Origin of the sequence: Sulfitobacter sp. F26204 (assembly GCF_026410305.1) — a bacterium.
In the GTDB taxonomy this organism is placed as follows: domain Bacteria; phylum Pseudomonadota; class Alphaproteobacteria; order Rhodobacterales; family Rhodobacteraceae; genus Sulfitobacter.
Genome location: NZ_JAPMLQ010000002.1, coordinates 129,917 through 148,016, shown reverse-complemented (window position 1 = coordinate 148,016; position 18,100 = coordinate 129,917). Strand labels below are relative to the sequence as shown.

The 18,100-nt window shown below is 56.0% G+C and carries 17 protein-coding genes; 8 read left to right on the top strand and 9 right to left on the bottom strand.

The genetic code is table 11. From position 1 onward, the window contains the following. Positions 1-245 precede the first annotated feature (245 nt). Both OS190_RS04590 and OS190_RS04585 read left to right on the top strand, forming a co-directional pair. Positions 246-1,490, top strand: a complete 1,245-nt coding sequence (locus OS190_RS04590) for a hypothetical protein (protein ID WP_267157491.1) — start codon at positions 246-248, stop codon at positions 1,488-1,490. A gap of 220 nt (positions 1,491-1,710) precedes the next feature. Next, the gene (locus OS190_RS04585) at positions 1,711-2,169 is read left to right on the top strand and encodes a tRNA (cytidine(34)-2'-O)-methyltransferase (RefSeq protein ID WP_416237371.1); all 459 of its coding nucleotides are present in this window, start codon (positions 1,711-1,713) and stop codon (positions 2,167-2,169) included. A 26-nt stretch (positions 2,170-2,195) separates the two neighbouring features. On the opposite strand, the gene OS190_RS04580 is transcribed toward OS190_RS04585, so the two are convergent. Then, positions 2,196-2,945: a methyltransferase domain-containing protein gene (locus OS190_RS04580; RefSeq protein WP_267157489.1), complete on the bottom strand. Its 750-nt coding sequence runs from the start codon at positions 2,943-2,945 to the stop codon at positions 2,196-2,198. A gap of 60 nt (positions 2,946-3,005) precedes the next feature. Between OS190_RS04580 and gloB the strand changes: the two genes are divergently transcribed. The 3 genes from gloB to OS190_RS04565 all read left to right on the top strand — a co-directional run bounded on the left by gloB (position 3,006) and on the right by OS190_RS04565 (position 7,236). Then, positions 3,006-3,773 carry a hydroxyacylglutathione hydrolase gene (gloB, locus tag OS190_RS04575; protein WP_267157488.1) on the top strand — a complete coding sequence of 256 codons (768 nt, stop codon included), beginning with the start codon at positions 3,006-3,008 and terminating at the stop codon, positions 3,771-3,773. A gap of 173 nt (positions 3,774-3,946) precedes the next feature. After that, positions 3,947-6,268, top strand: coding sequence for an ATP-dependent Clp protease ATP-binding subunit ClpA (gene clpA, locus OS190_RS04570; protein WP_267157487.1), 2,322 nt, complete (start codon positions 3,947-3,949; stop codon positions 6,266-6,268). Continuing rightward, on the top strand, positions 6,265-7,236 hold the full coding sequence (locus OS190_RS04565; RefSeq protein WP_267157486.1) for a peptidoglycan DD-metalloendopeptidase family protein: 972 nt from the start codon (positions 6,265-6,267) through the stop codon (positions 7,234-7,236). The genes clpA and OS190_RS04565 overlap by 4 nt, the downstream gene beginning before the upstream one ends. A 12-nt stretch (positions 7,237-7,248) precedes the next feature. Here OS190_RS04565 and OS190_RS04560 read toward each other — a convergent pair whose 3' ends face one another. From OS190_RS04560 to OS190_RS04550, 3 genes are all read right to left on the bottom strand, one after another. Beyond that, positions 7,249-9,342, bottom strand: a complete 2,094-nt coding sequence (locus OS190_RS04560; RefSeq protein WP_267157485.1) for a peptidoglycan -binding protein — start codon at positions 9,340-9,342, stop codon at positions 7,249-7,251. Further along, positions 9,343-10,557 (bottom strand): biopolymer transporter ExbB, encoded by a 1,215-nt coding sequence (locus tag OS190_RS04555; protein ID WP_267157484.1) that lies wholly within the window; start codon positions 10,555-10,557, stop codon positions 9,343-9,345. Between the two features lie 75 nt (positions 10,558-10,632). Beyond that, entirely contained in the window at positions 10,633-11,163 is a 531-nt protein-coding gene (locus tag OS190_RS04550; RefSeq protein WP_267157483.1) for a gamma-glutamylcyclotransferase, read from the bottom strand. An 88-nt stretch (positions 11,164-11,251) separates the two neighbouring features. Between OS190_RS04550 and OS190_RS04545 the strand changes: the two genes are divergently transcribed. Continuing rightward, positions 11,252-12,232, top strand: a complete 981-nt coding sequence (locus OS190_RS04545; RefSeq protein ID WP_267157482.1) for a DUF2125 domain-containing protein — start codon at positions 11,252-11,254, stop codon at positions 12,230-12,232. On the opposite strand, the gene OS190_RS04540 is transcribed toward OS190_RS04545, so the two are convergent. From OS190_RS04540 to rpsD, 4 genes are all read right to left on the bottom strand, one after another. Continuing rightward, positions 12,233-13,027, bottom strand: a complete 795-nt coding sequence (locus OS190_RS04540) for an extensin-like domain-containing protein (RefSeq protein ID WP_416237380.1) — start codon at positions 13,025-13,027, stop codon at positions 12,233-12,235. It abuts the gene before it with no gap. Then, on the bottom strand, positions 13,027-13,950 hold the full coding sequence (locus OS190_RS04535; RefSeq protein WP_267157480.1) for a prephenate/arogenate dehydrogenase family protein: 924 nt from the start codon (positions 13,948-13,950) through the stop codon (positions 13,027-13,029). The genes OS190_RS04540 and OS190_RS04535 overlap by 1 nt, the downstream gene beginning before the upstream one ends. Next, positions 13,934-15,034: a histidinol-phosphate transaminase gene (gene hisC, locus OS190_RS04530; RefSeq protein WP_267157479.1), complete on the bottom strand. Its 1,101-nt coding sequence runs from the start codon at positions 15,032-15,034 to the stop codon at positions 13,934-13,936. Before hisC ends, OS190_RS04535 begins: the two co-directional genes overlap by 17 nt. A gap of 127 nt (positions 15,035-15,161) precedes the next feature. Further along, positions 15,162-15,782, bottom strand: coding sequence for a 30S ribosomal protein S4 (gene rpsD, locus OS190_RS04525; RefSeq protein ID WP_267157478.1), 621 nt, complete (start codon positions 15,780-15,782; stop codon positions 15,162-15,164). Between the two features lie 252 nt (positions 15,783-16,034). Between rpsD and OS190_RS04520 the strand changes: the two genes are divergently transcribed. Continuing rightward, positions 16,035-16,460, top strand: coding sequence for a YbaN family protein (locus OS190_RS04520; RefSeq protein WP_267157477.1), 426 nt, complete (start codon positions 16,035-16,037; stop codon positions 16,458-16,460). Positions 16,461-16,475: 15 nt separating this feature from the next. On the opposite strand, the gene OS190_RS04515 is transcribed toward OS190_RS04520, so the two are convergent. After that, positions 16,476-17,051, bottom strand: a complete 576-nt coding sequence (locus tag OS190_RS04515) for a DNA-3-methyladenine glycosylase I (protein ID WP_267157476.1) — start codon at positions 17,049-17,051, stop codon at positions 16,476-16,478. Between the two features lie 116 nt (positions 17,052-17,167). Here OS190_RS04515 and OS190_RS04510 point away from each other — a divergent pair, with 116 nt between their 5' ends. Further along, positions 17,168-18,007 (top strand): EAL domain-containing protein, encoded by an 840-nt coding sequence (locus tag OS190_RS04510; RefSeq protein ID WP_267157475.1) that lies wholly within the window; start codon positions 17,168-17,170, stop codon positions 18,005-18,007. Positions 18,008-18,100: the final 93 nt, after the last annotated feature.

Sequence of the window (18,100 nt, the reverse complement as noted above, 5' to 3'; positions counted from 1 at the left end):
AAGGCCGCAACACTGTAACGTGCGACGATCCGCCCCGCTGAAAAGAAATTTACCGCCCCCAGAACAATCCTTTTCACATTGGACAATTGTGGCGCGATTGCAAGTTCTAGTGAAACAATAATACGAAATTTGCCGCGCTGTCGCCGTCTTTCGCCCTATTGCCGCCAAAGTCCCCCGTCAAAAAGGATCAATTAGATTCAAACAGCCCCGATGTGGCGCAAGTCGAGCAAGTAAGGACGAACAGGATGTTTGCAATAGGTTTTTTGTCGCTTTTGTCGATCGGTTTCGTCGCAATGGCTGCGGGTGGTGATGACGATGTCACTGATATGGATCAGGCTGATCAAGGTCAGGACGACTATGAGATCACCCATGGGAACCCTAACGCCCCCGGCAGCGCAACCGATGATCTCCCCCCCCCGATCGACGACCCTGTTGATGCCGGCGAAACTGACCCTGGGCACCCTGTAGAAAATGTGACCGGCGACCTTGATCAAGAATCGGATGCGGAAACACCTGCAGAAGAAGACGAAACCGCGGCAGAGACCGAAGTGGTCCGGCCTCCCATGGGCGAGGAATACCGTGATCCATTGGTCTTGGCAGAACAACGCGCCATTGCGGCTATGGAAGCCCGCGAACCGGTAAACCTTGTGACAGTTACCGATGCCGGTGACAATGAAACCGACGATACGCTGGTAATGACCGAGAATGCCAATAGCGAAACGACGGGCGAGCCTGCCTTTACCGTTGAACCCACTGATGGTCCCAATGCGATTGCTGTTAATTTCGACTATGAACATACGTTTCAGATTAATTACAGCGAAGATACCACAGCAGTAATCGCGAGCCTGAACAGCGATATTCAAGGGCCTGAAGGCGAAATCGTATCCGATACCGTGGTTGAAACCGACAGCGCCGGCGCCCAACGCACATCAATCACTGAGAACAAGGAGTTCAGCGGGTCCACCGACATTATCTTGAACATTGATTTCGACCAGATCGGCGTTCATTTCTCAAAAATCGACCTCAGCAATCCGGCTGATACGCTGCATTTTGAGTTCAACGGAGAAATACCGGGCAATCTGCACATGATCACCGAAGAAAGCGAAGACCGCGCAGACGGAGACAATTCATCGAGCAAAACCGTATACATCATCCACACGCCCTCGAACCTGACCGCTATATCGCAAAGTGCGATTGATGCCTTCAAGGAGACAGACAATGGCCAGATCCAGGATGGTATTATCGTCGCTGAAATCTACCTTGGAGAAGATTCCGTTGTTCTTAACGAGGGCAGCGTCGAAGAAGGTGCTTATGAACTACTGATCACCAACTTCGTCAATGACAATCCAAACATCACCAGCAACATAGACTGGACGTCCGAAGGTGAACCTACAAACGACGCAGGCTATGTCGTACCTGATGACGAAGACGGTTCCGAAAACGACGCCTTCGCTTCACCTTTTAGCTTCGGTTCGTTTTTCGGCGGCTGATTGGCCCTGGCTGGTCCATGGGACATGGTCTGCGCTGTCGTTTGGCAACGCAGACCGCTTGCTCGCAGCAACTCCCCGACCTATCCCGTCCTGCCCATCGCTATTCCAAAAGGACCGCTTGACGTTGTGGTATGCCCCTCGATCGGGTTAACAGGGGCCATGGGCGGCCCTATTGCGCCTGCGCCATAGAAAGCCTGATCCCCCGATGTCTGATCCGCACATGAAACTGGTATTGGTCACCCCGGAAATTCCGTTCAACACAGGTGCCATCGGGCGCACTTGTGTTGCCTTGAACCTGGAATTGATCCTGATCAAGCCTTACGGATTTTCACTTGATGAAAAATCGGTGCGACGTGCCGGAACCGACTACTGGAAACATGTGCACCTAACTGAATTCGACACCTGGGAGGATTTCCTGGAGGATCGCAAACCTCCTCGTGACAGCCTGTATTTCTTTGAAGAGCACGGTGATCAGACAGTGTACGATCCGACCTACAAACCCGATGCCTATCTGGTTTTCGGCTGTGAATCCGCCGGCTTGCCGATGACAATACTGGAAGGCATGCAGGATCGTGTGTTCAGCTTGCCGATGCGCAACCCTCTTGTCCGGTCTCTCAATCTGGCAAACGTCGCCACTGCCGTCATTTACCAGGCGATGCGACCGCAACTGGGCGGTTGAGCGTGTATCGGCCAAGAGAATGGCGTTCAAGGTTGTAAACGCCGCCCCACAGCGGGTTCCGCCAAGCCCTTTAACACATTGACCCGCTTTCGCTCCGGCACACGGGTCGCCTTGGGCGGGTAGACCAGCTTGGTCGCCTCGACCATAAAGGCACCGCCGGCAACAATGGCGGGCACACGCCGCCCGACCCGTTCAAACAACCCTGCGGATTTCATCCAGATCCGATGTTGTGACGGAAACTGGAACAAAGCGCCCAGTTGCCGTTCCGGCAAGAACTGGTGTTTCTTCAACTGCATGTCCAATTGACTGGGCGAATAGGGCCTGCCGTATCCAAAGGGCGTCTTGTCGCGTCGCGCCCAAAGCCCCGCGCGGTTCGGCACGATGAACAGGGCTTTGCCACCAGGACCCAAAACCCGCCAACATTCTTCAAGCAGATCCGAAGGGCGTTCGCAGGTTTCAAGTCCGTGCAGCAGAACAAGTTTGTCCACACGCCCGGTTTCGATCGGCCACAGCGTTTCCTCGGTCAGCACGGAGGTATTCGGAAGTCCCGCCGGCCAGGGCATTACCCCCTGTGGCCCCGGCATCAAGGTCAGCACGCGCTTGGCCTCTTTCAGGTAGGGGCGCAACAAGGGTGCGGCAAAGCCGAAACCGACAACAGTTTGCCCCTTTGCTTCTGGCCAAAGTTCTAGCATCCTGTCGCGCAGGCTTTTCTGCGCCGCACGGCCGAGCGCGCTACGGTAATAGAAATTGCGCAGATCTTGCACATCAAGGTGCATTGCAGGTCAGCCTCTACGGTGTCAGTCTGGCCAAACATAGCAACAGATGAGAATTCCGCCATGCCCTTTGATCTGGTCACCATACCCTGCCTGTCCGACAATTACGCCTTCTTGCTGCGCGACGGCGATACGGGTGAAGTGGCGGTGATTGATGTGCCCGATGCTGCCCCGATCAAGGCGGAACTGGCAAAAAGAGGTTGGAGGCTGACTCAGGTTTGGCTGACCCATCACCACTGGGATCACGTCGACGGATTGGCGGATTTGTTATCCGATCATCCCGCAAAGGTTGTCGGAGCCAAGGCAGATGCACACCGGCTGCCCGACCTGGATCTGGCAGTTTCCGAGGGAGATACCGTCACACTGGGCGGGTTAAAGGCCCAGATTTTCGACGTGTCTGGTCATACTCTTGGCCATATTGCCTTTTATGTTGCGGGCGCTGGTGCGTGTTTTACCGCTGACAGTCTTATGGCGCTAGGCTGTGGGCGGCTGTTTGAAGGAACCCCGGAACAGATGTGGACATCGATGCAAAAACTGATGACCCTGCCCCCCGAAACATTGATATGTTCCGGTCATGAATACACCGCCTCCAATGCCAAATTTGCTCTGACGGTTGATCCGGGCAACGCCGCTCTTATATCAAGGGCCAACGACATTGACGAAGCCCGCGCCAAGGGGATACCCACGGTGCCCTCAACACTTCGGACCGAACTAGATACCAATCCTTTTCTGCGCCCTGCCGATCCGGGGCTCCGCGCGACGTTAAGGATGCAAACCGCCTCGGACGCAGAAGTTTTCACGGAAATCCGCAAACGAAAAGACGATTTTTGATAACCTCACATGAGCAAAATACCACGGATGAGAGATTTGTGATCGGTTTTTTCAAGAAAATGCTTGAAGAGCAGCCACGATCAACCAAACTCTAATACTAAGAGGCCATGGTCGGATAGAGGCCCTGTTATCCCGCAGGTTCCCCACCGGCCCACAGGATAAGGAGCACGCAGGTGCCTTCATTCTCAAATACACTTGAGCAGGCGATCCATTCTGCATTGGCCCTTGCCAATGCAAGGCGACATGAATTCGCAACCTTGGAACATCTGCTTTTGTCGCTGATTGATGAACCGGATGCAGCACAGGTCATGAAAGCCTGTTCTGTGGATGTGGACGAGTTGCGCGGAACATTGGTTGAGTTTGTCGACGAGGATCTTAGCAATCTTGTCACAGACATTGACGGGTCCGAAGCCGTGCCAACAGCCGCGTTCCAGCGGGTGATCCAACGCGCCGCGATCCATGTACAATCCTCGGGCCGCACGGAAGTGACGGGCGCGAATGTATTGGTCGCGATCTTTGCCGAGCGTGAAAGCAACGCGGCCTATTTTCTGCAGGAACAGGAAATGACGCGCTATGATGCGGTCAATTACATCGCGCATGGTGTCGCCAAAGACCCCGCCTATGGCGAAGCACGTCCCGTCGCCGGTGCACCGGAGCACGAAGAGGAAACCCAGGGGGTTACCGAGGGCGAAAAGAAAGAGACCGCGCTTGAAAAATATTGCATCGATCTGAACGCCAAATCGCGTGAGGGGGGCATCGACCCCCTGATTGGACGGGACGACGAAGTCGAAAGATGCATTCAGGTGCTGTGCCGCAGACGCAAGAACAACCCGCTTTTGGTGGGTGATCCCGGCGTAGGCAAGACAGCAATTGCCGAAGGTCTGGCCCGCAAGATTGTGGCAGGTGAAACGCCGGAGGTGCTTGAGAACACGACCATCTTCTCGCTCGACATGGGCGCATTGCTGGCTGGCACCCGCTATCGCGGTGATTTTGAGGAACGCCTCAAGGCGGTTGTAACCGAATTGGAAGACCACGACGACGCAGTGCTGTTCATCGACGAAATCCACACTGTTATCGGTGCCGGGGCAACATCAGGCGGCGCTATGGACGCCTCAAACCTGCTGAAACCCGCGCTCGCTGGTGGCAAACTGCGCACCATGGGATCAACCACCTACAAGGAATTCCGCCAGCATTTCGAAAAGGACCGCGCCCTTGCGCGGCGTTTCCAGAAAATCGACGTGAATGAACCCTCGGTCGAAGATGCGGTGAAAATTCTCAAGGGACTGAAGCCCTATTTCGAAGATCACCATTCCGTCAAATACACATCGGATGCCATCAAGACATCTGTGGAACTGGCCGCGCGCTATATCAACGACCGCAAGCTGCCCGATTCTGCTATTGACGTGATCGATGAAGCCGGCGCTGCCCAGCATCTTGTCATCGCCTCCAAACGACGCAAGACAATCGGCATCAAGGAGATTGAAGGCGTTGTAGCCAAAATCGCCCGCATCCCACCCAAGACTGTCAGCAAGGATGACGTTGTCGTCCTGAAAGATCTTGAAGCATCGTTGAAACGGGTGGTCTTTGGCCAGGACAAGGCGATCGAGGCATTGTCTTCGGCAATCAAACTGGCCCGCGCCGGCCTGCGCGAACCAGAAAAACCCATCGGCAACTATTTGTTCGCCGGGCCAACCGGTGTGGGCAAGACCGAAGTCGCCAAACAATTGGCGGATACACTGGGTGTGGAACTTTTGCGGTTTGACATGTCCGAGTATATGGAAAAACACGCGGTTTCCCGACTGATTGGTGCGCCTCCGGGCTATGTTGGTTTTGACCAGGGTGGCATGCTGACCGATGGTGTCGATCAGCATCCGCATTGTGTGCTCTTGCTGGACGAAATGGAAAAGGCCCATCCAGATGTCTACAATATCCTGCTACAGGTGATGGACCACGGCAAACTGACCGATCACAATGGACGCACGGTGGACTTCCGCAATGTGGTGATCATCATGACCTCCAATGCGGGGGCCTCTGAACAGGCGAAAGAAGCCGTCGGTTTCGGCCGCGACCGCCGCACGGGCGAGGATACAGCGGCGATCGAACGCACGTTCACGCCGGAATTCCGTAACCGATTGGATGCTGTCATCTCTTTCGCTGCGCTGCCAAAAGAAGTGATCCTGCAAGTAGTCGAAAAATTCGTGCTACAGCTCGAGGCGCAGTTGATGGACCGAAACGTCACCTTTGAGCTTTCCAAGAAGGCTGCTGAGTGGCTGGCTGACAAAGGATATGACGACAAAATGGGTGCACGACCCCTGGGGCGTGTCATTCAGGAACACATCAAGAAACCGCTTGCTGAAGAACTCTTGTTCGGCAAGCTGGCCAAGGGTGGTGTTGTCAAAGTTGGCGTCAAGAAAGGCGAGCTTGACCTGACCATCCTTGATCATGAAAAGCGCCAGTTGTCAGGTGACAAGCCACCGCTTTTGACAGCCGAATGATCAGGCAGGGCCTGCTGGCCCTGTCTTTCCCCTTTGCCTGCACCGCCATGGCAGAGGGGTTGACCCTGCACTTCCCCGTTGACTGTGTTCTGGGCGACAGCTGCTATATCCAGCAATTCATGGACCGCGACCCCGGTGAGGGTTTTCGCGATTTCCACTGTGCCGCACTTAGCTATGATGGCCACAAAGGAACGGATTTTGCCTTGCCCACGCGCATGGCTATGGAAGCGGGTGTTAATGTCCTGGCCGCTGCGGACGGACGCGTACGTGGCTTTCGCGATGGCATGCCGGACACAGGATACAGCAAGGAAACAGCCGCCGCGATGGAAGGCAAGGAATGCGGCAACGGCGTGGTGCTGGTGCATCCTGGCGGGTGGGAAACCCAATATTGCCACATGAAACAGGGATCGATCAACATTCGCAACGACCAGAGCGTCAAGGCGGGCGACATCCTGGGTCAGATCGGCCTATCGGGCCGCGCGGAATTTCCGCACCTGCATCTGTCGGTGCGCAAGGGGGGTAAGCCGGTAGATCCTTTTGATCCTGACGGCAGGCTTACCTGTGACAGCCCCGGCGACAGCAGTCTCTGGGCTGAAACACCGCCCTACCAACCCGGCGGCATTGTCGATGTCGGGTTGAACGACAGCCTGCCGGAATATGCGGATGTCAAAGCCGGCATTGCCGCGGCCACGACGCTGTCGGTGACCGCTCCTGCGCTTGTTGTCTACGGGTTCAGTTTTGGCACGCAAAAGGATGACGTTGTCCGGTTAGAGATCAAGGGCCCCAGCGGCGTGGTCCTGACCGAAGAGCGCCGGTTGAAACGCAGACATGCACAGGCATTTCGTGCTGTCGGGAAACGTCTGCGCCGTCATGAGGACTGGCCGGCAGGCACCTATACCGGCACGGCGACCTTGCTGCGCAACGGTGTCGAGATCAGCAGACAGGAAACCGAGATTTCCATCGAATAGTCTATTCTCGGGCTATTTTTCGGTGAATTTCAGTTCAATCCGCCGGTTCTGCGCCCGTGCGGCGTCACTATCCCCCAAAGCAACCGGTTGATATTGACCAAATCCGTTTGCAGCCAACCGGTCCGGCGGGATACCCAAAAAATTGATCATATATTTGACCACGGACAACGCCCGCGCCTGGCTCAACTCCCAATTGTCGGCAAATTCTCCAACACCGGAGAGCGGTACATTGTCGGTATGCCCGTCGACCCGAATAACCCAGTCGATCCCCTCGGGGATGTCCCCAGCGACAGAGCGCAGGATGTCGGCGACCTTGGCAATTTCACCTCGACCTTCGAGCGACAGAACCGCGCCACCGGGGGGAAACAATACCTCTGAGGAAAACACAAAACGGTCGCCTTCGATCCGTACACCTTCCTGTTTGCCCAGAACATCGCGCAACCGGCCAAAAAACTCTGATCTGTATTGTTCAAGATCCTTGGTTTCAGCTTTCAGGATCTTTGCCTCGGCCTCTAGCCGGGCCCGTTCTGCCGCTTCCAGTTTCGCCCGACGGCTTTGCTCGGCCGCTACACGTGCCAGTGCGGTATTCAAATCCGACCCCAAGGATTGCAGTTCAACCTGGTTGGCTAGATCACGTGCTTCTGCCTCATCCAGAAGGGATTGCAGGTTTCCCAATTGCATGCGCAAAGCGGCGACCTGCTGGTTCAACAATTCGGTTTGACGTTGTGCTTTTGCACTGGTGGCTTTTTCCTCGCTTAATGCAGAGCGGGCCGCGGCGAGAAGCGCCTTTTGAGTGTCTGCCTGCGTGCTCTGGTCTTCCACCTGGGTTTGGGCTGCAAGCCGTGCGGCGACAGCAGCGGCCAGACGCGCGCGAAGTGTCTCGCGGTCGGCGGCCAAATCAGCGACGGCGGCTTCTTGTGTTGCAACTTCTGCGCGGAGTTCGGCCAATTTCTGCTGTGCCCCCGCTAACGAATCCTGGACTTCGGATTTTGTGAGTGCGGCCGTTTCTGCAGCGGCGCGTTGAGCCGCGAGTTCTGATCGCAGTTGGGTGAGTTCCTGTTGGGCAGCAACCAGCGAACCTTGTACCTCTGCACCGGTTTGCGCCGCCACCTCAGCGGCTGTCCGTTGCGCCTGTAGTTCCGATTGGAGCCGCACAATCTCTGCATTTGCCTCTCTGAGATCGTTCTTCGCTATGGTGCCGCTCTGCATTGCCTGTTCTGCTGTTTCCAGTTGTATCAAGGCCCTGGCAAGTTCGGCGTCCAGATCGCCCTGAACGGCACGGGCTGCGGCCAGCAGCGTCAATGTCTCTTCAGCTTCTTTGCGCTGCGCTTCCAGCGCCAGGGTCATCGCGGTCAGTTCGGTATCGGCATCTGCCAAACGGGCACGCAATGCCTCGGCTGCGGCGGCTTCGGCCAGACGTGCGGCTTCTTTCGCATTCAGCGCCTCTGCACTTGTTTCGATTTGCCCCTGAAGCGTGGCAACCTGGGTTTCAATCTGCGCATTCTCAGCCCGCAAGTCTTCGACAAGCGCATTCAGTGCTTCACGCCGCGCTGCGTCCAGTCGTGCTGCCTCTTGCTGGGCATCTATTTCCGTCCGCGCTGACGCAAGTGCAAGGTTCAATGCCGCTTGATCGCTGACAAGTTCTGCCTCCCGGGACTCAAGTTGCGAGATGGCTGCAGCATCGCGTTCCCGTGAGGCCAACAATCCTGCGACCTGCGCTTCAAATGCTGTGATTTTGCCGGTAGCTGCTTCGATTTCCGCTGCCTGACTGTCGCGTTGTGCGGTCAATCTGGCGATCAGCGCCTCCTGTTCGGAGGCCTGGTTTTGAACAGACTGCAAAGAGGCGTTCAATGCACCCAGCCGGGCCTCAAGCCGGGCATTGTCGGTTTCTTCCATCCCAAGAGCGCGGGCAAGCGCCTCGACCTCTTCGGACAGTGTATTCAACTCGGTTTCCTGGCCGGTAATTCTTTCTGTCAGGACAAACTGAACAACCATAAAGATCGTCAGGACAAACATCAGAACCAGCAACAGACCTGTCATTGCATCCACAAAACCAGGCCAGATCGAGCTTTGGAACCGCGTGCCTGTACGGCGGGAAAGAGCCATTTAGCGCTCCCCTCCACCCGGATTTTCTGGGGTTCGGTTTCGGCGCAGGGGGACGATGGGACGGGGGCCGGACAATGCCTTGGCCAACAGGGAGATATCCTGGCGCAGTTCGGCCATCGTTTCCTGACGCCCTGCAGATATTTCTTCCAGAATCCGCAACATCTGCACATCTATCGAGCGCAGGCGCATTCGGCTTTCTGCGTCCATACCATCGCTGCTATGGGCTTCAAGCGTGGTAATCAGGCGCTCCTGCCCCTCCGCGATCCGATCAAGCGCAGAAGTTGCGGTATCGTCCTTTTCCATGCGTTCGGTCATACGATCCACTGCATCAGCAAGTTTGCCGAGCTTTTCATCCACAACGGACCGTCCTGTTTCGGATTGCGCGAACAACCCGCGCAACCCTTCCATCTGTTCGATCATCTGTTCGGACATATGATCAAGAACACCCGCCATGGCCGCCTGTTCCCCGGTCGCATCTTCGCCTGCGCTGAAGCCGACGCGGGTGATCGAACTGAGCCAGTCTTCAAGTTCCTGATAAAAGCGGTTCTGACCGTGACCTGCGAACAATTCAAGCAAACCGACAACCAATGAACCGGCAAGCCCAAGCAAGGATGAGCCAAAGGCCACGCCCATGCCACCCAATTGCGCCTCGAGACCGGTCATCAGTTTACCAAAGACGTCGACGCCATCTTCGCCCTCGGCAGGGGCAAGGCTTCGGATTGTGTCGACCACGGCAGGAACTGTTGTGGCCAGCCCATAGAAAGTCCCTAAAAGGCCAAGGAAAATCAACATATTGACGATGTATCGTGTGATTTCGCGGGCTTCGTCGATCCGTGTTGAAACGGAATCCAGTATGGAGCGCGTCGAGGTCGCAGAAACCTGCATCCGCGCGCCGCGCGTGCGCAAAAGCGATGCAAGCGGGGCCAACAATTGCGGGGCCACTGTTTCAGGGTCCGGTGTGTCAGAGGCAAAATTCTCGATCCAGCGCACCGAACCGATAAGTTGGAATACCTGGTAGAAGCAGGCCAGAACACCGATGAAAAACACCAGGATGATCACGCCATTCAAATAGGGGTTGGCCGCAAATATCGGATACACCGACGGCAACGCCAGAAACGCGCCGAAACCTGTCAGACCCAACACGATCAACATCAGGGAAATCTGACGTACCGGTTGGGAAAACTGAGGTCTTTCTGTGCGCTCTATTTGCGCCATTAGGCCGTTACTCCTGACCCGATTTGTCTGCTCTGAGCAAAGATTACACTGAAAACGCCACAGTTTACCAAGGTTTTATCCTGCAATCGCTTTGACACGGGTATGCAGCCAATCCAGTTCCGCATCCTGTAACCCGACAGTGCGCAAATGATCAGCCGTATTATATAGATATTCAGTATTCGGCCCACGATTGCCAATCGCATTTGCGATGATCTGGGCCTGTTCTTCCAAGGGCAGGCCACCGCAATATTGATCATGGTTTTCGTCAATCACATAGACGACGGCTTGAATCTGACGGCCATCCGCGAGGGTAACATCGAGGATTTTCTCGATATATGCAGAAGAGATCAACTCGCGCTCACGCAAATAGGCCAATGTTTCGTCTTCGCACCCGTCACACACGCGCAGGGCCATGCCCGTACATGCGTGTTGTGGTTTTTCGTCAAGGGCCAGCACCAAACCCGGTTGTTGTTCCGTGCCGCGATGATGGATCGAACGCATGCAGAACGATCGCGCGTATCCGGGCAACCGCGCGACCACGCTTTCGGCGATTTCAAATCCGGGGTTCCACAAGAGAGACCCATACCCAAATACCCACATTGCCATCACGCTGGTCCTTTTTTCCCATCATCGGTAAACCCCATCTCAGCGATGAGATAAAGGGGTCTTGAGGGTGCATAAGCTGGTTTTGAGTATGACGATACTCGCCGTGGTCTGGGGGGCTTGGTGGCTACTGGCCGCCAATGCCCTGTCCGGGAACATAACCCAATGGATGCAAGACCGCCGCGCCGAAGGTTGGCAAGCCGAGATTCAATCACTCAAGACCCGCGGTTTCCCCGCAAAGTTTGAGGTGGAGATTGAAGGTATCGCCATTGCCAACCCGTCCTCTGGCCTTGCCGGAACGACACAGAGCTTGCGGATCAATGCGCCTTCCTATTGGCCTGCCGATGTCACCGTTTTTCTGCCCCGATCCCCCGTGCAGTTTACCAACAAGGGTATCACATTCACCTTGCGCACCACAGAAGGACAAGCTGCCATTGGCCTGCATCCCGGCACCAGACTTCAATTGGAACAACTGAGCGCCAGCAGTGGCCCATGGACAGTGGATCTGCCACAGGGCAATCTGATGCAGGGTCAGTATTTCAGCGCCGATGTGATGCAACTGAACTCGCCACGCACCTATCGTTTTACGCTCGATGCGAGCCATCTGGTTCCCGGTGGGATGATCCGCACTGCGCTTGGTCTTCCTTTTGATTGGCCATTGGGGTTTGAGGTTTTCCTTGCAGAGGGTACCGCCGTTCTTGATCGCCCGATTGATCGTTTCACGGTGGAAACCCACCGCCCGCGATTGCAAGAGATACAGATTGAACAGGCCAAGGCCGAATGGGGGTCTGTGCGGGTGAGTTTGCAAGGGAATCTTCGTGTTGACGAACAGGGCGTTCCCGACGGACAGATCAGTATTCTGGTCGAAAACTGGCGGGATCTATTTGATCTGGTCACGCGCAGTGGCCTGATCTCGCAGAATATGGGGGCCCAGGCAGAGGTCATGTTGAATGCAATGGCCAACCTCGGGGGTGATCCGGCGACGCTGGACATGGATTTCAGGTTTGTACAGGGAGACATGTTTCTGGAGTCCATCCCCTTGGGACCCGCCCCGCGCCTGATTTTGCGTTAGTTATTTGCAATAATGCCCTGAGCGGTAGCGGGCTGTATCAAAATGGAAATGGTCCAGATGGAAACGATTGGCATGAGGTCCCAGCACCGTGCCGAACGGTCCGCAAGCGCCTTTGTGCATGCGCCGCATCGCCTTGGAATAGCGTCCGGCGTTCCATCCTTTCAGGACGGTGATCTCTTTCCCGTTTGCCAGACGAAATGCCGAAATGTCGATGGCGCGGCCCTTGCCATGCTCCGACAGCTTGGCCCCTTTTTGATTATTGCGCGATCGGCAAGCGTAATGTGCGGCCACACGAATGCTGCGCAATCCGCCTCCCTGCTTGGCCAGGGCCGGCTTGGCCGATCCTTCCAACCAGGTCTTGAGCGCAGATGCGGTGCCACAATCCATTACGGATTTCTGGCTCAGGCCAATGCCGGATACCGATCGCACACGCACCGCATCCTCGATCACACATCCGCGCAATTTTCCGGTCACGCGTCCCAAACGCTCGCCCTGGATGGCGACATCGCCGCAAACGGCACCCTTGGCCAACAACTGCCTTTGAGCACGACCCCTGCGGGCGACCGCGTTAGTACGAAACAAGGGACGCAGTGATGAGAACAGGCCGCCCTTGTTTTTAGCGGCTTTTTGCGGGGCACTTTGAGCAGGCTGGGCGATGGCACCAGATGGTTCCAGTGTCACGGGTTGTTCTGCCACCTGCCCGCCCCTTGGTACCGGTCGCAGGGATACCGCGGGATCGGCCGCGAGAGCGCCCTGTGCAGTGGCCAGAAAGACCGCGAATGTGAGTGGTCGAATCACTTCGGCGCCGCGCCACCTCGCCCGAAGTTTGCAGCTGCTGTATCCTGACCTGCCTCGATAATGCCGCGCCGAATGGCCCGCGTGCGGGTGAAATAGCTGTGCAGGTGGTCACCGTCGCCGTCGCGTATCGCCTTTTGCAATGCAAACAACTCTTCGGTAAACCGCCCCAGAATCTCAAGTGTGGCGTCCTTGTTCGACAGAAAGACGTCGCGCCACATGGTCGGATCCGAGGCGGCAATACGGGTGAAATCGCGAAAACCCGCCGCAGAATATTTTATTACTTCGCTGTCAGTAACGCGGCGCAGGTCATCGGCCACACCAACCATGGTATAGGCAATCAAGTGGGGTGCATGGCTGGTCACGGCCAACACCAAATCGTGGTGTTCCGCGTCCATTTCATCGACATTGGCCCCCATACCCTCCCAAAGCTGGCGCAGTTTCGAGATGGCGGCAGGGTCCGAACCTTCAACCGGGACGATCAAGGTCCAACGGTTATCAAAGAGTTCGGCAAAGCCGGATTCCGGGCCGGAATGCTCAGTACCGGCAAGCGGGTGCGCAGGCACAAAATGTACGTTTGACGGCAACTCATGCCCGACCTGCGCAATGACATCCGCCTTGACCGAACCCACATCACTGACGGTGGCGCCCGCTTTTAACGCCGGTGCAATCTCAGCGGCGACTGCGCCCATGACACCTACCGGAACACACAGGATGACCAGATCAGCGTCTTTCACTGCTTCGGTTACGGTTTCGCAAACGCGGTCACACAGGCCAATTTCGCGAGCTTTCCTGCGTGTTTCTGGCGAACGAGCATATCCGGAGACCTCACCGACAAGGCCGCCACGTTTGATCGCCCAAAACATCGAAGATGCGATCAACCCCAGGCCAACAAGCGCAACGCGGTCATAGATTTGTGTCATCTGCCGGTCCCTCCTTGAACTGGCGAATGACATGAACGACACGACGACAGCTTGCCTCGTCCCCGACAGTTATGCGCAGGCACTGGGGAAGTTTGTAACTGCCAACAGGGCGCACCAACAACCCCTGCGCCGTCAAGTGATCATTGCAGTCACTTGCCTCTTGCGCACTGGCAAAGCGGGCAAGCACAAAATTGGTACAGGACACGTCCGATGGCACACCGATTTCTGCGAGCGCATCGGCCATCCACCCGCGCCAGCGCGCATTTTCGACTCTGCAATGGGCAAGATATGCCGTATCACGGATCGCGGCCTCGGCGGCATTCAACGCAGCCTGAGACACGTTGAAAGGTCCGCGGACCCTGTTCAGTACGTCGATCACATGTTTCGGACCATAGCCCCAGCCGATGCGCAATCCGCCAAGACCGTGGATTTTCGAGAAAGTCCGCGTCATCACCACATTGTCACGCGAGTCGACAAGCGCCGCTCCGCCATCATAGCCTTCGACATATTCCGCATATGCACCATCAAGCACCAGCAATGCGCCCTGAGGCAGTCCAGCAGCCAGACGGGCCACCTCTGCGGTACCAATCATCGTGCCGGTCGGATTGTTCGGATTGGCCATGAACACCAGACGGGTTTTTTCGGTGCAGGCGGCCAGCAAGGCATCGACATCTGTTACGCGTTCGCGTTCCTTCACTTCGACCGGTGTCGCACCTGCCGCCAGCGCGTTGATCCGGTACATGCCAAACCCGTGTTCGGTATGGACCACCTCGGTATCTGGTCCTGCATAGGCCTGACAGAGGAAGGCGATGATCTCATCCGATCCGGCACCGCAGATGATACGATCTGGGTCAAGGTCCAGCACCTCGCCTATCGCCCTGCGCAGCGGTGCATGATCGGAAGACGGATAGCGGTGCAGGCTATAGGACGCGCGGCGAAACGCCTCGGCCGCAGCGTCGCAAGGCCCCAAAGGGTTTTCGTTCGAGGACAGTTTGACCACGTTTTCAAGCCCTGGCACATTTGCTGCGCCACCTTGATAGAGTGTGATGTCCATTATACCCGGTTGCGGGGAGATCTGTGTCATCTTCGCGTCCTGTCTTCGATTTTACCGTGTTTTAGCGACGTGACCTAACCACCACCAGCCACAAAAGCAAAAGGCTGCGGCGGTTTCCCGTCGCAGCCCTTGATTGGGTCGGAATTTCTGAAGAAACTTAGTTCTTCGCGTAGAATTCCACGACGAGGTTGGGTTCCATCATCACTGGATAAGGGACATCGCCCAGCGCAGGTGTGCGCGTGAAGGTTGCTGTCATCTTGGAATGATCCGCGTCGATATAATCAGGCACGTCACGCTCGGCCAGTTGAGTGGCTTCGAGCAAGGCGACCATCTGCTTGGAACGGTCACGCACTTCGATGACGTCACCTTCCTTTACGCGGTAAGACGGGATATTTACCTTGCGGCCGTTCACCTTGACATGGCCATGATTCACGAACTGACGCGCGGCAAATACAGTTGCCACGAACTTGGCGCGATAAACAACCGCGTCCAGGCGACGCTCCAGCAGACCGATCAGGTTTTCACCTGTATCACCCTTGACACGTTCAGCTTCGCTGTAGATGCGGCGGAACTGTTTTTCGGTCAGGTCGCCGTAGTAGCCCTTGAGCTTCTGCTTGGCGCGCAACTGGATACCGAAATCGGAAAGCTTGCCCTTGCGGCGCTGACCATGCTGGCCAGGGCCATAATCGCGGCGGTTTACTGGTGACTTTGGACGGCCCCAGATGTTTTCGCCCATACGGCGATCAATTTTATGCTTGGCAGCGGTGCGTTTTGTCACGGCTGTTCTCCTTTTAGTGGCCCACGCGGGCGGTAAAGGGCGTTGTCCTCTGGGCGAACCCCGACAGGCATCCTCTTGCGAGGGCCACCAACACCAATGAATGCGCGCTTATACGGGGCATTGTGGCGGAGTCAATGGAGATTCACCCCAGGTACTTCACTGAAGGAAATGAAACTGGCCGATGCACGTCAGTTGCGTTTGCGTCGAAAACGCATGTTCCCTTGCGCGCAGCCTTATGCAAAGAACAAGCCAATGAAAAGAATACGCCACACTGCATCCACGCTGGGAAAGCCGCTCTGGTTGATGGCTGGTGGGCTTTCGCTGGCCCTGGGTATCATTGGCGCCGTCTTGCCGATCCTGCCAACGACACCTTTGGTCATTCTCGCCGCCTTCTGTTTCGCCAAAAGCTCCCCCCGTTTGGCGGCGAAGTTGGAGAACCACGCGTTCTTTGGCCCGATCATTTCAGATTGGCGCGAGAACGGGGCAATCGCGCCACGCTACAAGATCGTGGCAGTGGGCATGATGATATTTGCCCTCCTGATCAGCATCACGATGGGTGTCAAAACCATCGTCCTGACTATTCAATTCATCTGCCTTCTGGGGGCCGCGACCTACATCCTGAGCCGCCCAAGCAATCCGACACCAAATCCAACGGGCGACACCAAGGACAACAACTAACGACGCTATCCAAGGTCAAATTTGCCGTGCCATCCGAGCGCATTCAGCGCGTTGCGGGCAGGTCACCAAATGATCATTCACGAGTCCACAGGCCTCCATCCAGGCATAGACAATAGTAGGGCCGCAAAACTTGAAACCCTCTTTCTTTAGGTCCTTTGATATTTGTTCGGACAGGGCCGTTCTGGGCGGCACATCCGCCAGCGTCGGCCATGCATTCTGAAGCGGTTTACCGCCGACATAATCCCACATGAACCGGTCAAAACCCACACGCTGTTCGACTCTTTGCCAGGCGCGGGCGTTGGTGATCGTCGCTTCGATCTTGCCGCGGTGGCGGATGATGCCGGCATTGCCAAGCAACCGCTGCACGTCATCTTTGCCCCATTGCGCAATCACATTCGGATTAAACCCTTCAAAGGCTTCGCGAAAATTGTCACGTTTTTTAAGGATCGTGATCCAGCTCAGCCCCGCCTGAAATCCGTCCAAAATCAGCTTTTCCCACAGGGCGCGGCTGTCATATTCCGGCACGCCCCACTCAGTGTCATGATAATCCTTGTAAATCTGCTCTGATCCCGCCCAGCCGCAACGTTCCATACCCACTCCGTAGCACCTGTTCCCAGGTTCATTTCACTTTTATCCAAATCAACAGTTTAACCCGCTCTTATCACTTATGCCGTCATGTTGACCTCTGTACCAGAGAAGGAAGTGCCGTGGTCAGCCGTTCCAAACGCCGTTTTGCTGATGTTCCTGCGGGTGCCGACAACCCCTTGAACTATGCTGTTACGCAACGCGATCAAAGCACACTGGATATGGTGAGCGAAGCGATTGCCCATAAACAGACCTTGCTCGCTTACCAGCCAGTGATGCGTGCCAGTGACCAAACCAAGGTCGGCTTTTACGAAGGATTGATCCGGGTCCTTGATGCCACCGGCCGCGTGATTCCGGCACGCAATTTCATGCCAACGATTGAAACAACCGAATTGGGGCGCGAGATTGATGTGCTTGCCCTGCGCATGGGTTTGCAGGCCCTGCAGGCAAATCCGAATTTGCGCCTGTCAATCAACATGTCCGCCCGCTCAATCGGTTACGGTGCATGGAACAAATTGCTGCACCGGCATCTACGCCAGGACGCGACGGTTGGTGATCGCTTGATCCTTGAGATTACTGAGAGTTCCGCAATGCTGGTGCCGGAATTGGTTGTTGATTTCATGGATGAACTGCAACCGCATGGCGTGTGCTTTGCCCTGGATGATTTCGGAGCGGGCTATACTGCCATCAGATATTTCAAGGACTTCTTTTTTGACATCCTCAAGATTGACGGCCAGTTCATTCGCAACGTCAAGCACAATCCCGACAACCGTGTGATCACTGCCGCCCTGATTTCGATTGCGCAACAGTTCGACATGCTGACAGTGGCTGAGTCGGTCGAAAACAGTGCTGATGCCGCGCTTTTGACGCAGATGGGGGTGGATTGCCTGCAAGGCTATCACTTTGGTGCGCCGACCATTCAACCCGATTGGCTGCGGTCAAACAAAGCACGGGCAGGGTAATCCGCTGGCGAATTTCCGAAGGCCAGGCGCATCAATCCTGATGTTCTGATCAGGCGTAGGCCTTACCCAACTTTGTTGCTGCAAAGTCGCGCA

What these genes read in the sequence shown, in the direction of transcription:
- OS190_RS04590 (WP_267157491.1), top strand. Translation starts at nt 246, where the DNA reads ATGTTTGCAATAGGTTTTTTGTCGCTTTTGTCGATCGGTTTCGTCGCA.
- OS190_RS04585 (WP_416237371.1), top strand. Translation starts at nt 1,711, where the DNA reads ATGAAACTGGTATTGGTCACCCCGGAAATTCCGTTCAACACAGGTGCC.
- OS190_RS04580 (WP_267157489.1), bottom strand. Translation starts at nt 2,945, where the DNA reads ATGCACCTTGATGTGCAAGATCTGCGCAATTTCTATTACCGTAGCGCG.
- gloB (WP_267157488.1), top strand. Translation starts at nt 3,006, where the DNA reads ATGCCCTTTGATCTGGTCACCATACCCTGCCTGTCCGACAATTACGCC.
- OS190_RS04565 (WP_267157486.1), top strand. Translation starts at nt 6,265, where the DNA reads ATGATCAGGCAGGGCCTGCTGGCCCTGTCTTTCCCCTTTGCCTGCACC.
- OS190_RS04560 (WP_267157485.1), bottom strand. Translation starts at nt 9,342, where the DNA reads ATGGCTCTTTCCCGCCGTACAGGCACGCGGTTCCAAAGCTCGATCTGG.
- OS190_RS04555 (WP_267157484.1), bottom strand. Translation starts at nt 10,557, where the DNA reads ATGGCGCAAATAGAGCGCACAGAAAGACCTCAGTTTTCCCAACCGGTA.
- OS190_RS04550 (WP_267157483.1), bottom strand. Translation starts at nt 11,163, where the DNA reads ATGGCAATGTGGGTATTTGGGTATGGGTCTCTCTTGTGGAACCCCGGA.
- OS190_RS04545 (WP_267157482.1), top strand. Translation starts at nt 11,252, where the DNA reads ATGACGATACTCGCCGTGGTCTGGGGGGCTTGGTGGCTACTGGCCGCC.
- OS190_RS04535 (WP_267157480.1), bottom strand. Translation starts at nt 13,950, where the DNA reads ATGACACAAATCTATGACCGCGTTGCGCTTGTTGGCCTGGGGTTGATC.
- hisC (WP_267157479.1), bottom strand. Translation starts at nt 15,034, where the DNA reads ATGACACAGATCTCCCCGCAACCGGGTATAATGGACATCACACTCTAT.
- OS190_RS04520 (WP_267157477.1), top strand. Translation starts at nt 16,035, where the DNA reads ATGAAAAGAATACGCCACACTGCATCCACGCTGGGAAAGCCGCTCTGG.
- OS190_RS04515 (WP_267157476.1), bottom strand. Translation starts at nt 17,051, where the DNA reads ATGGAACGTTGCGGCTGGGCGGGATCAGAGCAGATTTACAAGGATTAT.